The organism is Portibacter lacus, from assembly GCF_021533215.1.
In the GTDB taxonomy this organism is placed as follows: domain Bacteria; phylum Bacteroidota; class Bacteroidia; order Chitinophagales; family Saprospiraceae; genus Portibacter; species Portibacter lacus.
In genome coordinates this window covers 189,187-203,332 of the sequence record NZ_JAJNKA010000002.1, presented here as the reverse complement: position 1 = coordinate 203,332, position 14,146 = coordinate 189,187, and the positions used below count along the sequence as shown (strand labels likewise).

General features: G+C 36.4%; 17 protein-coding genes. 14 read left to right on the top strand and 3 right to left on the bottom strand.

The genetic code is table 11. The features are described from left to right. Positions 1 to 187 precede the first annotated feature (187 nt). Entirely contained in the window at positions 188 to 1,381 is a 1,194-nt protein-coding gene (locus tag L2586_RS03340) for an NAD(P)/FAD-dependent oxidoreductase (protein ID WP_235291354.1), read from the bottom strand. Between the two features lie 11 nt (positions 1,382 to 1,392). Further along, complete coding sequence (locus L2586_RS03335; RefSeq protein WP_235291353.1) at positions 1,393 to 2,070, bottom strand: DUF1641 domain-containing protein; 678 nt, start codon at positions 2,068 to 2,070, stop codon at positions 1,393 to 1,395. 249 nt (positions 2,071 to 2,319) lie between these two features. On the opposite strand from L2586_RS03335, the gene L2586_RS03330 reads away from it, so the two are divergent. The 14 genes from L2586_RS03330 (at position 2,320) to L2586_RS03265 (ending at position 12,877) form a co-directional block, all read left to right on the top strand. Then, on the top strand, positions 2,320 to 3,729 hold the full coding sequence (locus tag L2586_RS03330; protein ID WP_235291352.1) for an MBL fold metallo-hydrolase: 1,410 nt from the start codon (positions 2,320 to 2,322) through the stop codon (positions 3,727 to 3,729). A gap of 103 nt (positions 3,730 to 3,832) precedes the next feature. Then, on the top strand, positions 3,833 to 4,669 hold the full coding sequence (locus tag L2586_RS24620; protein ID WP_235291351.1) for a universal stress protein: 837 nt from the start codon (positions 3,833 to 3,835) through the stop codon (positions 4,667 to 4,669). A 2-nt stretch (positions 4,670 to 4,671) separates the two neighbouring features. Continuing rightward, complete coding sequence (locus tag L2586_RS03320; protein WP_235291350.1) at positions 4,672 to 5,256, top strand: Tll0287-like domain-containing protein; 585 nt, start codon at positions 4,672 to 4,674, stop codon at positions 5,254 to 5,256. Positions 5,257 to 5,260: 4 nt separating this feature from the next. Further along, complete coding sequence (locus L2586_RS03315; protein WP_235291349.1) at positions 5,261 to 5,632, top strand: rhodanese-like domain-containing protein; 372 nt, start codon at positions 5,261 to 5,263, stop codon at positions 5,630 to 5,632. A 182-nt stretch (positions 5,633 to 5,814) separates the two neighbouring features. After that, positions 5,815 to 6,072 (top strand): DUF202 domain-containing protein, encoded by a 258-nt coding sequence (locus tag L2586_RS03310; protein WP_235291348.1) that lies wholly within the window; start codon positions 5,815 to 5,817, stop codon positions 6,070 to 6,072. A 76-nt stretch (positions 6,073 to 6,148) separates the two neighbouring features. Further along, positions 6,149 to 6,430, top strand: a complete 282-nt coding sequence (locus tag L2586_RS03305) for a rhodanese-like domain-containing protein (protein WP_235291347.1) — start codon at positions 6,149 to 6,151, stop codon at positions 6,428 to 6,430. Positions 6,431 to 6,454: 24 nt separating this feature from the next. Further along, positions 6,455 to 6,955, top strand: a complete 501-nt coding sequence (locus tag L2586_RS03300) for a rhodanese-like domain-containing protein (RefSeq protein WP_235291346.1) — start codon at positions 6,455 to 6,457, stop codon at positions 6,953 to 6,955. Positions 6,956 to 7,104: 149 nt separating this feature from the next. After that, a complete protein-coding gene (locus tag L2586_RS03295) occupies positions 7,105 to 8,559 on the top strand; it encodes an MBL fold metallo-hydrolase (RefSeq protein ID WP_235291345.1) in 1,455 nt (484 codons plus the stop codon). 13 nt (positions 8,560 to 8,572) lie between these two features. Then, the gene (locus L2586_RS03290; RefSeq protein WP_235291344.1) at positions 8,573 to 9,160 is read left to right on the top strand and encodes a YeeE/YedE family protein; all 588 of its coding nucleotides are present in this window, start codon (positions 8,573 to 8,575) and stop codon (positions 9,158 to 9,160) included. 9 nt (positions 9,161 to 9,169) lie between these two features. Beyond that, positions 9,170 to 9,583 (top strand): DUF6691 family protein, encoded by a 414-nt coding sequence (locus tag L2586_RS03285; protein WP_235291343.1) that lies wholly within the window; start codon positions 9,170 to 9,172, stop codon positions 9,581 to 9,583. Position 9,584: 1 nt separating this feature from the next. Next, on the top strand, positions 9,585 to 10,901 hold the full coding sequence (locus L2586_RS03280) for an OprO/OprP family phosphate-selective porin (RefSeq protein ID WP_235291342.1): 1,317 nt from the start codon (positions 9,585 to 9,587) through the stop codon (positions 10,899 to 10,901). 136 nt (positions 10,902 to 11,037) lie between these two features. Next, the gene (locus L2586_RS03275; protein ID WP_235291341.1) at positions 11,038 to 11,688 is read left to right on the top strand and encodes a peroxiredoxin; all 651 of its coding nucleotides are present in this window, start codon (positions 11,038 to 11,040) and stop codon (positions 11,686 to 11,688) included. Positions 11,689 to 11,691: 3 nt separating this feature from the next. Next, on the top strand, positions 11,692 to 12,318 hold the full coding sequence (locus L2586_RS03270) for a class I SAM-dependent methyltransferase (protein WP_235291340.1): 627 nt from the start codon (positions 11,692 to 11,694) through the stop codon (positions 12,316 to 12,318). 46 nt (positions 12,319 to 12,364) lie between these two features. After that, positions 12,365 to 12,877, top strand: a complete 513-nt coding sequence (locus L2586_RS03265; RefSeq protein WP_235291339.1) for a hypothetical protein — start codon at positions 12,365 to 12,367, stop codon at positions 12,875 to 12,877. Between the two features lie 497 nt (positions 12,878 to 13,374). Here L2586_RS03265 and L2586_RS03260 read toward each other — a convergent pair whose 3' ends face one another. Beyond that, positions 13,375 to 14,061, bottom strand: a complete 687-nt coding sequence (locus L2586_RS03260; protein WP_235291338.1) for a hypothetical protein — start codon at positions 14,059 to 14,061, stop codon at positions 13,375 to 13,377. Positions 14,062 to 14,146: the final 85 nt, after the last annotated feature.

Genomic DNA, 14,146 nt, shown 5'->3' with positions numbered 1-14,146 from the left:
AGCATTACCTACATCTGCGTTTTTGCGTTAGCATATAAACTAGCAAGAATATCGGTCGTATAAAGTGCTATCTATTGTCTGAAGGGAGTTAACATTGACCTATAAAAGAGGCCCAACCAGGAACTAATGGAAGGGCCATGAAAAAAGAACATAGAAAATCTATAAATTAGACCTTCTGCATTTGTTTCTAAAATTCTCTACCTCTGAGCATTCCATGCCAGTACATTCTAGGTAACCCATAAGCTTTAAGAGCATACATACTATACCTTTCTTTAGACTGGTCAAATGGAAAAGACTCTTGCGGGTTTTTATCATAATCGAATTCCGCCAAGATCAACGAACCATACCCAGTTATTAGTGGACAAGAGGTGTAGCCATCGTATTTCTCGTTTAAGTTTTCCCCAGCAATTAAAGCCAGCAAATTTTTAACAGTTACAGGAGCTTGTTTTCTTATGGCTGCGCCAGTTTTACTTGTTGGCAAACTACTATTGTCTCCGAGTGAGAATACATTCTTATACCTATTATGCTGAGTCGTATCTTTGTTCACATCCACCCATCCGGATTCTGCAGCGAGCGGACTATTTTTTATAAAGTCAGGCGAACTCATCGGCGGTGTGACATGCATCATATCGTAATCCGTTGTGAATTCTTCCCCTGTCTCCATATGCTTAAATGTGGCCTTTTTATTACTGCTGTCAATACTTATAAGATCTGTCATCCAGATTCTTTCTATGTTTTTGCGATCAGCAATCTTAGTTAATTCATCGGCGTACTTTTTTACAGCAAATATTCCAGGACCTCCCTTAACAAACTTGATATTTATATTATTTGCTACTCCTTCCTTCTTCCAATGATCTTCCGCTAGAAACATGATTTTCATCGGTGCACCTCCGCATTTTATAGGTGTACTAGGATGTGTGAATATTGCAGTACCACTTTTTAAAGCTTTGATCGTATCCCAAGTTGATTCTACCGTGTCATAAGAATAGTTACTTACGATTCCGGTGCCTGGCTTGCCTACGCTTTCTTTTAATCCAGGAATCGCATCCCAATTAATCTGAATGCCAGCTGTAACTACGAGGTACTCATATGCTATTTTTTTTCCACCCTGTGTAGTAAGTGAGTTATGATCTGGGTCGAAACTTGCAACATGATCTTTAATCCAAGTAGCACCATCAGGAATATAATCTGCTTGGTTTCTTTCGGTTTCTTCTTTTGGGAACACACCAGCACCCACTAATGTCCATAGCGGTTGGTAGTAATGTTTTTCTGATTTATCAATAATGCAAATGTCTAAGCTACTATTATGATTCTTTAACATAGCTGCTACTGTGAGACCAGCACTTCCTGCGCCAACTACAACGATTTGATGTTTTTCCATTTTCTACAGTTTTATAAATTTTTACCTAATTGTTTTAGAATATTCATTACTAAGCCTAGTGATTTCTGTCTGTCTGGATCTTTTAAAGCTCGTAATAAGCCAAAAACTCCTCCTACCTCTAGTGGCGGTTGGTTCTGTGCTTCTGTAATAGACTGGCCTAATTTTTTTACAAGGTCAATATTTTTTGGATCAAGAATTTTACTCTTGTCAATAAACTCATCTATGGTGTCCATTCCCATGGCTACTAGACCAGAGGATTGATCTGCTAGTTTGATTAAACCGTTTAATTGATTAATCATTTTAGGCTCTGTTAATTGTGTCAGCAAGTGGACTACGCTATTCATCCTTTCATCTAGGCGAGTACTTCCTTGATTAGCATTTCTCAAACTTTCATCTACGCTGTCAAGGGCTATAGATATTAATCCAGGCCCCTGTTCCATAGTATCCAAAAGCTTTTCAAGCATGGCACTGATATTGGGTGTAGCCAATCTACTTAGCAGGTGGAAAGCGTTTTCGAAGGAATCTTCAATGTTAATTCCCTCCCTTTTCTTATTAATGATCAGCTCATCGAAAGAATCTGTTGCCATTGCCATCATGGTTGGTGCTTGACCGATTCCCATTGATATTTTTTCAAGCATATTTTCTATTCGTGTTAAGCGATCTTCAACGGATAATTTTGCTTCTATCATATGTAATATTTTTTTCTCCTTGTTACATTTTTCTCAACTTATATAAATGGTCATCTATCCTTGTGCTTAGAAGATTTAATCAAATTAAATTGGCGATTCTTGCATGAATACCAAATCATAATAGATCAATATCATTCTATTGCACAATAAAAATATGACGAAGATCAATAGTGTACTGTAACTTGGGTTACCTAGTGATAGAGACTTGCTCGTTATCTTTGTGATATCGTTAATCAAAAAAAATGAATCATGACAGTTGAACAAATTTATACAGGATGTCTGGCTGAAGCTGCCTATTACATCGAATCAAATGGAGAAGCGGTAATCATTGACCCTCTAAGAGAAACGGAACCTTATATCAATAAAGCAAAAGAGAATAACGCTAAAATCAAATATATTTTCGAAACACACTTTCACGCAGACTTTGTTTCTGGTCATGTAGACCTAGCAGAGAAAACGGGTGCTGAGATTGTTTTTGGTCCAACTACAATGGAAACTGGATTCAAGAAAACAGTTGCTAAAGATGGGCAGATTTTCAAAGTTGGTGATGTAACCATAGAGTTAATTCACACTCCTGGACATACGATGGAAAGTAGTTGCTTGTTGCTAAGAAACGAAGAAGGAAAAGAAGTTGGCCTATTCACTGGCGATACCTTGTTTATAGGTGATGTAGGAAGACCAGATCTTGCTCAGAAAGTAATCGCTGAACTTACCCAAGATAAATTAGCGCGACATTTATACAATTCATTGAGAAATAAAATAATGCCACTTTCTGATGATTTGATTGTTTATCCAGCACATGGTCAAGGATCTGCTTGTGGTAAAAATATGAGCAGTGAAACAACAGATACGCTTGGTAATCAAAAGAAAACAAATTACGCGCTTCAGGAAATGACTGAAGACGAATTTGTAGAAAAAGTTTTAGATGGATTAATGCCTCCTCCTGGATATTTCCCACAGAATGTTTTATTAAATATCAAAGGTTATGAAAGCCTCGATGATGTTATGGAACAAGGAAGCAAGGCATTAAGTCCACGTGAATTCGAATTAATTGCAGAGGAAACTGACGCAGTTATCATAGACACTAGAGGAAAAGATCATTTCCGTTCTGGATTTATTCCTAACTCTATTTTTATCGGAATAGATGGTAATTTTGCAACTTGGGTAGGAACCTTGGTTCCAGATGTGAAACAATCGCTCTTGATTGTTGCAGATGAAGATAGAGTAGAAGAAGTCATTACCCGATTAGCAAGAGTAGGTTATGATAATGCTAAGGGCTACCTGAAAGGTGGATTTGCTGCATGGAAAGAAGCTGGACGGGAGATAGACGAAATTACTTCTGTCGATGTAGAGGAACTAGCTGAAATTCCGAATGCAAACCTATTAGATGTAAGAAAAGAAAGTGAGTTCAATAGTGAGCATATAGAAGGTGCGCTCAATGCCCCACTTGATTACATCAATGAAAGTATGAATAAGTTAAACACGGTAGATACCTATTACACAAATTGTGCAAGTGGCTATCGATCACTCGTTTTCATTTCGATATTACAGTCGAGAGGATACAGAAATTTAGTGGATGTTAAAGGTGGTTTCAAAGCCATTAAAGCATCTGAAAAATTCGAGTTGACCGATTATGTATGTCCTTCTACAATGTTATAAATATAAAATTTGAAGAGGAGGCTCCTAATGGAGTCTCTTCTTTTGTTAATCCTGAAACCTGAGCATAGAGCCTCATTAGATTAAATAATTAAATCAAATCAAAGTGAAAAAAATATTAGTTCCAACAGATTTCTCTGAATTAGGAGATTACGCATACGAGGTAGCAAGTAAAATAGCTAAGAATACAAATTGTGAAATTATTACGCTATACGTAATGCCTGGACCTGCGGGAGCATTATATTCTAGTTCAGGAAAGCTGATGAATGATGAGGGGGATGATTATACAGAATGGTATAAACGTTGCGAAGGGAAAAAAGAGCAAATGAAGAAATGGATCGCTGATAAAGAGTCTGTCACTGATTCGATTTGCGTTATTGGAGATATTGATGAAACCATCCTGCAGTTAAGTGAAGAACATGAAATAGACCTTGTGGTTATGGGAACGGAAGGCCTGTTTAATAAATCAGTATGGTCGAAAGGGTCGCACACTGAGTATATTACGAAACATGCCCAGGTACCCGTTTTGTCTCTAAAATGTGATCGTTCTAATCTGGATTTGAGTCAAGTCGTTTTCGTAAGTGACTTTCTTGAAAACAAAGTGTTGAACTTGGAAGTAATGAAGAGAATTCAAGAAGTATTTAATTCTAAAATTCTCTTGCTAAAAATTAAGAAACCGAATAATCAAAGAACAGATATTCAAGTACATGAGGACATGGAAAAATTTGCGCAGCTAAATAAATTGGAAAATTATACCCTTAATATTTACGAAGATCCAAGTGTGGAAGCTGGGATAGGTAAGTTTTGTGCAGAGAAAGACATTGATATGATCATTCTCGGTACACACCAATCTAGTGGATTCTCCCGCTTGTTCAGACATAGCGTATCTAATGATGTTGTTAATCATTTATTCCATCCTATTTTAACATTCCCAATACACTAATCATGAAATTAAAATTTCTAATCATCGCGATTCTAGGAGTCATTATTACTTCATGTAATATGGAACAAAAAGGAAGTAAGGCAAAAATTGACCAAGATCAAGAAGCTTTAATGCAGAGAGGCAAAGAAGTTGCCCAAAATACATTCAAAGCGCTATCCCAAGAATTGAAAAAGAGCATGGAAGAAGGTGGAATTGAAAAGGCGATTGCTTATTGCAATATCAATGCGCTACCCATTACAGATAGTTTATCAAATGAGTATCATGCGGAGATCAAAAGAACAAGTGCAAAGTATAGAAATCCTAAAAACGCACCGACGATGGCAGAAGGGAAGGTCCTCTTAGCATATCAAGAACTCAAAGATAAAGGAGAAGATATGAAACCGAAATTAGCAGAAGTAGGAGGAAAGCAAATTTTTTATGCGCCGATCGTCATGCAAGAAATGTGTATGAAATGTCATGGACCTAAAGATCAAATTTCTGCTTACGATAAAATACTAGCAAAATATCCTACAGATTTAGCGACAGGATATAAAACAGGAGATCTTCGCGGAATGTGGAGCATCACTTTACTACCAAATAAAATATAAAAAAATGAACACGTTTATTTACGTTATACTAGCCGCTATTGGCGTCTACTTATTATTTAGATTATTTAATGCCAAGCCAAGCGGATATAAAAATATTTCTTCTGACGAACTGAATGCCTTGATAAAAGAAAAAAAGGTCAATCTTATAGATGTCAGATCCAAGGCGGAAATGAAATCTGGTGTGATCGGTAAGCCTAGTTGGTTAGAACTTAATGGCTCATTCAAGGAAAAAGCTTCCAAGTTGGATAAAGATAAAACATATGTGGTCTATTGTAGAAGTGGTCGAAGAAGTGCCATTGCGAGTAAGATGCTCGCTGGATTAGGCTTTGCCAATGTTTTTAATCTTTCTGGTGGATTTATGTCTTATCGGAAATAATAGAGGCCTTCTTAATTTAGACCTAGGTTTTTACCTTGTACTTTCTTGCTTATAAAGTTATAGAATCTGATCAGTCTGTACTAGCGATTGATCCGATTACTTCGGTTCTTAGAATCCCTTGAACAGATTGCTTAATGGACGGCCTGTCCACCCATTTTAATTATTCGAATATTTAGAAAAAAATGAATAGAGCAGACTTAATTCTGAGAGATAAGCTTGCACTGGATAGAACCGTGCTGGCTAATCAACGTACCTTATTGTCCTATATAAAAACGGGGATTTTCTTCATGAGTACAGCCATTGGAACATTCTACCTTCAGAAAAATGAGCATATTGGTTTTCTTGAATGGTCGCTAATATCCGTGGGTGTGATATGCTTTGTCTTAGGCATTGTGATTTATTGGAGAATGCGAAATAGAATAAATAAACTTTATGAATAGGAGGTGCCTATATGTAACTCAAGTCACACGCAGTCCTATCCTGTTGCCTTATCTTTGAATAAAAAATAAAAAAGTTATGGACATTCAAGAAATAGTAAAACAAGACTCAGTACACATTATAGATGTTAGAGAAACGTATGAATTTGAATCTGAGCACGTAGAAAATGCAGTTAATATGCCGCTTTCTCATTTTGCAGATTTCGTAGATACGATCAAAGAAATGAAAGGTGATAAAGTATTTTATTGCCGAAGTGGAAATAGAAGTGGTCAAGCCGTTAATTACCTCCAGAGTTTAGGAATAAAGGATACTTATAATGGTGGTTCTTATATGATCATGAACTCTTTTCTAGTTGCATAATTGATTCACCTTAAAAAGAAAAAAATGAAAATATTAATTTTTATTGTCACCTTATTGATGCCACTAATAAGTTTTGCGCAGTCAGAATCAATAACGGTGAATGATGCTCAAGCATTACTGGAAGAAGGTGCTATATTGGTTGACGTCAGAGAAAACGATGAAGTTGCAGCGATGGCATATCAGTCAGACGGGATGCTACATATTCCTCTTTCGGAGCTCAGTGATAGATATAGCGAATTGCCGAATGATAAGACTTTAGTGATGGCATGCCGAAGTGGAAATAGAAGCCAAAAAGCAATAGATCAACTTTCAGAATTAGGTGTTACGAATACTATTAATATGGAAGGAGGCATTAAGGCTTGGCAGGAAAATGGTTTTCCAGTGGTCAATGAAGCAAGTTCTTCCACTGCGAAATCTTGCTGTTCCAAGAAGTCTAAGGAAGAAAAATCTAATTGTAATAATAAAGCGTCTAAGAAAGATTGCGCACCTAAAGAAGGAAAATCTTGTTGTAAAAAAGTAAACTAGTACGGCAAAATATCAACTCCTATAATGAAGCGGTTCCGGTTGTCAAATTGGAATCGCTTTTATTTTTGAACCTAGTCAAGGTAACATAGGTTACAATAGAGCTGGAAAATATAAGTTATTTTTGCATTAGTTAATAAAAAAAACAGAATATGAAAGTAGAACAAATATATACAGGATGTTTAGCACAAGGTGCTTACTACATCGAATCGAAAGGAGAAGCAGTGATCATTGATCCATTAAGAGAAACAGAACCATATATAGAGAAATTGGAAAGCGAAGGTGTGAAATTGAAATACATTTTTGAAACACATTTTCATGCTGACTTTGTATCTGGACATTTAGATCTTGCAAAGAAAACAGGTGCAACGATCGTTTATGGTCCGATGGCTGAAACATCTTATGATATTTACTCCGCTAAAGATGGAGAAGAGTTGCAAGTGGGTGATGTTACTTTTAAAGTACTTCACACGCCTGGTCATACCATGGAGAGCTCCGTTTTTCTATTAAAGGATGCTGAAGGAAAAGATTACGCAATGTTTTCTGGTGACACGTTATTTTTAGGCGATGTCGGAAGACCAGATCTAGCGATTAAACAAGGAGCTGTTACAAAAGAAGATCTTGCAGGTTATCTTTTTGACAGCCTAAGAGAAAAAGTGATGCCGCTTGCTGATGACGTAATCGTATATCCAGCTCACGGTGCAGGTTCTGCATGTGGAAAGAACTTGAGTAAGGAAACTTGGGGATATCTAGGAGAGCAGAAAAAGACGAATTATGCTTTAAGAGCTGACATGACGAAGGAAGAATTTGTGAAAGAAGTGACTGCAGGACTTGCACCACCGCCACAATATTTTGCTAAGAATGCCATGATGAATAAGGCAGGTTACGGAAGTTTTGATGATATCTTGGAGAGAGGAGCTGTGGCATTAAGCCCAGAAAAATTTGAGGAAATTGTGGAAACAAGAGAAGCGTTAATGTTAGATACAAGAACGCCAGCGGAATTTGCAGAAGCCCATATTCCTAATTCGATTAACATTGGAATCAAAGGTAGTTTCGCCCCTTGGGTAGGAGCTTTAATTACAGATATCGAACAACCGATCGTTATTATTGCTGAAAAAGGAATGGCGGAAGAAGTTGTTACTCGATTGGCAAGAGTTGGTTATGATAATACTTTAGGATATTTAAAAGATGGTATCGATGCTTGGAAAAAATCGGGCAAGGAAGTAGACCAGATTGAATCTATTACACCTGCAGAATTTGCAGATCGATGGAATTCAGGAAAAGTTGATGAATTAATCGATGCTCGTAAACCAACTGAGTTTTTAGCACATCATGTAGAAGGTGCAACGAACTTCCCATTGGATTATATTAATAAAAACATGTCTAGTCTTTCTAAAGATAAGACTTATTACATTCACTGTGCAGGCGGATACAGATCGATGATCATGTCTTCCATTTTGCAAGCTAGAGGAATTAGAAACATTGTAGATGTTCAGCAAGGATTTAAAGGGATAGAAGAAAATGGTCACATAGCCTTAACGGATTATAAATGTCCAACTTCAATGTCTCAGGAGGAATTAGATGAATTAGTAGCAAGCGTGAGTTAATCAAAAAAAATATATGAATTTTATTGAGTTTGTAAGTCAGCCCTGGCACTGGTCGGTGTCAGGAGCAGTTATCGTATTTGTTATGTTTTTGTTGCTTTGGTTTGGTGGAAACTTTGGTGCTTCCTCTAATCTGAGGACACTTTGTGCAATCGGTGGAGCGGGAAAACAAGTAGATTTTTTCAAGTTTAACTGGAAGGGGCAGATGTGGAACCTTGTTTTTATAGGGAGCGCAATTATAGGCGGTTATCTGGCAACTACAGTTTTTGCGAGTCCAGAACCAGTTCAGATCGCACAGGAAACACAAGAGTATCTTTCTACATTAGGTGTAAGTACGCCGCAGACGATAGAAGAAGGAAATGGATATTTGCCGCAGGAAATATTTGCTGTAAAGAATTTATTATCAGGACGTAATCTCGTGATCATTTTAGTGGGTGGATTTTTGGTAGGATTTGGTGCGAGATATGCGGGTGGATGTACATCTGGTCATGCAATCAGTGGCCTTTCTAACCTACAGCTACCATCGCTTATTGCGGTTATCGGTTTCTTTATCGGTGGCCTGTTGATGACATGGTTGATTATTCCATTTCTATTTACTATTTAAACAAGGACTATGAAGTTGATGAAATATATGATTCCAGGGATTTTGTTTGGAATCGTGATGACGAAATCAGAAGCCGTAAGTTGGTTCCGGATTCAAGAAATGTTTAGGTTCGAAAGTTTTCATATGTATGGAATCATTGGAACTGCAGTGATATTAGCTGCGATTATGACTTGGCTGATTAAAAAATATCAAGGCAAGACGCTTAGTGGCGACCAGATTGTTTTTAATCCTAAGAATATGAGTGTTCCTCGCTATCTAATAGGTGGAATTATTTTTGGTCTTGGCTGGGCAATGACTGGCGCATGTCCGGGACCTATGTTCACGCTGGTTGGCCATGGCGCTTGGACAATTTTGCTTGTGATTGCAAGTGCGATTGCTGGAACCTATGCTTATGGTGCTTTAAAAAGTAAATTGCCACACTAGAATGATTAAAAAGCTGACATACTTGGTAAAGAAAAGCATTATAGTTTTTGTTTTTTTTATGAGTTTAATGGTCAATTTTCAGCTTCTAGGGCAAGTTGACGTTAAGCCTAATTATAAGTCGTTTCAAGACAAGTATAAGCTAAAGACTAGTTTGGGTTTTCAATTATGGAGTACTTATACCATGAATGAAAAACGTTTTGATGAGGCTAGTAATTCCTATGTGAATGTTGATGATCGCTGGAATAATCAATTACGAAGATCTAGGCTTTCCGTTTCAGGACAACCTTATCCTGGATTAAGTTTTAAACTTACGGCTTCATTGGACTTGGTCGGTCGTGATGCATTTGCAGCTACTCAAGGAGGCAACAATAATACTTCTGTAGGTCAATTTGGACTTTGGAATATGTATGTCAGGTGGAAACCATTTGCGAATAGTGATTTATTGCATATTACTGGAGGTTTTCAGCCACCACAGATAGGCCGTGAAAGTATAACGGGTGCTTTAAATTCTACCTCTTTTGAGAAATCTTGGTCGCAGAATTACCTTAGACGAAGTATCGTGGGAGTTGGGTCCGGAAGAGCAATGGGCGTAAACATTGGCGGACAGAAAAAGGTCAATCAATATTTTTCTTTCAGTTATGACCTAGGTGGTTTTAATCCACAAGCTTTTTCGAATGTAAATAATAGTGCAGGAATTCAGTCTAGTCCACTTTTTGTGGGGCGACTAGCTTTATATTTTGGACAACCTGAATCAGAGAGATATTCGACAGGTCATAAGATTAATTATTTTGGAAAACGCAATGGACTTACATTAGCACTAGCTGGAAGTCGACAAGGAAGAACGGATGTTTTCGATAGAAATGAGGCATTGGGATTTGATTGGTTATTAAATTATGGAATGCTGAATGTTGATGGAGAGTGGACATTTTTTTCTAGAAATAAATGGATAGAGGAAAATAATTACGCTAGCCATTCTAGCGGAGGTTACTTAAGAATAGGGTATAATATTGAATTAAGTAACCAGCATTTTCTGGAACCTGTTTTAATGATAGTGAAATTCAATGGGCCATTATCATCGACAGCTCAGAATGATGCAAGCATCATTAATGCTTTTGCAGGGAATGACGAAGTGATAGATATTGGTCTTAATTATCATCTTAATCCAAAATTAAAAATTTCTATTACCTACACGATAAATCAAGGAGAACTCGGTGAAAGTTTGCCAGGTGCTACCTTCAATAATTACTACAGAAACAGTAATAAACAAGCTATAGAAAGAGGGAATCTTCTCGGATTCGCTTTAGTGGGAATCTTCTAATAAGACAGGTGTTCTCACTAGTAAAAATTTTATAAAAAAGGATGATTACAATCATCCTTTTAAGTAACTCTAGATACATTCATTAATTTTCATGGTACTAACTTAGAGGTATATTTTAACCTTAAATAATATACAAATGGAAGAAAATGTAATAGTTTCGATGCCTCGAATAGGTGATCAAGCGCCTGACTTTACTGCGGTAACTACAACAGGTAAAATAAAATTTTCAGATTTCGCAAAAGATAAATGGATCGTGATGTTTTCTCATCCAGCTGATTTTACACCAGTTTGTACTACAGAGATGAGTGGTTTTGCCATTCGGAAACCAGAATTTGATGCGTTGAATACGGAGTTACTTGGTCTAAGTATTGATAGTGTTCATGCGCATTTAGGATGGGTGAATAATGTGAAGAAAAACACGGGCGTGTATTTTAACTTTCCTATTATCGCTGATATAGACATGAAAGTTTCGAAGTTGTATGGTATGCTTCAGCCTAATGAGAGTGAAACCGCTGCAGTACGTGCTGTATTTTTTATTGATCCTGCGAAAAAAATACGTTTAATCATGTATTATCCACTGAATGTGGGACGTAATATGGATGAAATTATTAGAGCATTAACTGCACTTCAGACGTCTGATAAATATAAAGTGGCAATGCCTTTAGATTGGAAACCTGGAGATAAAGTAATCGTTCCTCCTCCTAAATCTTTAGCTGAGATGGAAGATAGATTAGCAGATGACACTTGTGAAAAGGTTGATTTTTATTTAGCTAAAAAACAGCTGTAATTTATGCAAGTTGATTTTTGGGAAAAGAGATATAGTGAAGAGGAGTTTGCGTATGGAACGAGTCCTAATTTATTCTTTAAAGAATACTTGAAAGGAAAAGTCCCAGGTAAACTCCTTTTATCTGCTGAAGGTGAAGGTCGAAATGCGGTTTATGCAGCAAGTTTGGGATGGGAAGTTTTTGCTTTTGATCAGAGCGAAGCAGGAAAAAAGAAAGCACTTAAGCTTGCAGATGAGCATGGTGTAAAGATCAATTATGAAATATCAAAATTAGAAGATTTTACATCCTTAACCGCTGATTTTGATTTGATTGCATTAATATATGTGCATGTTCCACCAGCAATAAGACCTAGTTTTCATAATAAATTAGTTCACCTATTAAAACCGGAAGGGCGTATTTTATTAGAAGCTTTTAATAAGAAGCAAATTAAAAATAAATCTGGCGGACCTAAGCAAAGTGAATTACTGTATAATGGGAATATGCTAGCCTATGATTTTCAAGGTTTAGATACGATGTCATTTGAGAATGCAACGATTCAACTAAATGAAGGCCCATTTCATCAAGGAAGTGCAGATGTTATAAGAATGATCGGAATCGCAAAACAGCAAAATGATGATTTTAGAATGAAGTAATATTAAGATGTTCATATCGTTTCTTTTATAGAGAAATGCCATGACCATGAAAAAACAACTCACCTTCTATTTTCTATTCTTATTTATATCGGGACTTTATGCTCAGCCAGGTGTTGAATTTCATTTAGGTGGTTCAAATTTTTTAGGGTGGTCTATGAATGGATCCTACAAATTAATTATAATAGATGAACTTGATTTATCTATTACTCCATCCTTGGGAGTTGGATCCATGATATTTCCTGAATATGGCTTAGATGCTATCGTTCATACAGGGGTAGATTTGCAGTATAAGAAGTGGGGAATAGGTGGCGAAATCTCCCATTTTTTTGCGAATCCATTTCTTACAGACTCACATATTAATGAGTTCATTGCACTCCTCGTATATCCTAATGTTAGTTATTTAATGCAGTTTAAAAATCATGTTTTTCTAGAATTTTCAGTGGGTGTTTATTTCGCCTATGAAAACAGAAATGCTTTCATTGCTAATGGTCCGAGATATCAATTTGCAGGAGATGTTATTCCTGGAGTTGGAATAACTTTTGGGTATCGTTTTAGGTAAAATCTAACAAAGCACTTTAATCTGACAACGCTTTAAGATTTACCTGTTTTTAAAAGCTAAATTCAGAGCGTATTTGAAGATTCCTTAGCAGTAGGTCGTAATATGGCCTGAATTTAAGCTACAGCATTTGCATTTAAAAATGCTTAAAATAATTCCTCAAACCTAGTAAATACGGGTGTTTCAAGTGATTTATTGATCATGAGTTCTGCTTTTATGAAGTGGGTGGTAATTATCGACATTTAAGTGATGTCCCAGATTTTACTCTTTTGATAATAGCGTAACCCATTTATTTTGAAAGGTTTAGGTCTAATTATTAGATGCTGGTCTATTAAAAGAGCTTTTTACTGAAAATCAGGATAAAAATTGACATAGCAAACCGCACTTAATTCCGTAATATCCCTTCATAATCTGACAGTGCATCACAATTTGACATCGCTTTCAGTAATATTAGATTTACTTAACAACAACATTAAATCTAGAAACTATAAGTCGCCACCTCAATAAACAAAGTAAGGAAACTCTTCTAAATTGACACGCATAAGGTATTCACATACAATAAAGATATCTTCTCGATCGAAAATCTTTTCGAATTCTGCTTTCGTAGGTTTGATTTTGTAAATAGGTTCACTGTTTCGATCTACTCCTATTTGCTCCATTCCAGTAATTTGGGCCAGTTCTTCTAACTCACTATTCTCATTTATCGCGCGATAAAATATATTATTGTAAGAGTCTATGCTCAGCAGAGAAATAATCCACTCCTTATTATCCACATGACTTGATAATACCACGCTGCCTTTATAAGTTTTGACAATATTTTCTGCATTTAAGTGAAAAAGAGTATCAATGGTAGAAAATTGACCTTTTATACTGTCTTCACTAATATAATCTACAGGAACACAATCTTGAATTTCATCAAAGTAGATCTCATTCCCTATTAAAGTACAAGTTTCCCTTTCATTTATTTTATCAATACTTTCTTCGAAGTAGTTCACATTTAAGGCATAAACTCCTCGATCATTGATGGTTACTATGGTACTATCGCTTTCACACATAAATATGCCTTGAACAAACTCGGGAATAGCGTCAAGTGCAGGTTCATTCTTCGGATAAGCTTCATCGAAAACTACAGGAGAATAACAAGATCCAAGCAATAGAAGAAGAAAGGCGAATTGTAGAATTTTCATAATATTAATTTTCTACAAGTTAAGGAAATGAAGAAGTAGACTTTATGACACAAGTCAACCAATTAGATGATCCTTGCCCAGAATT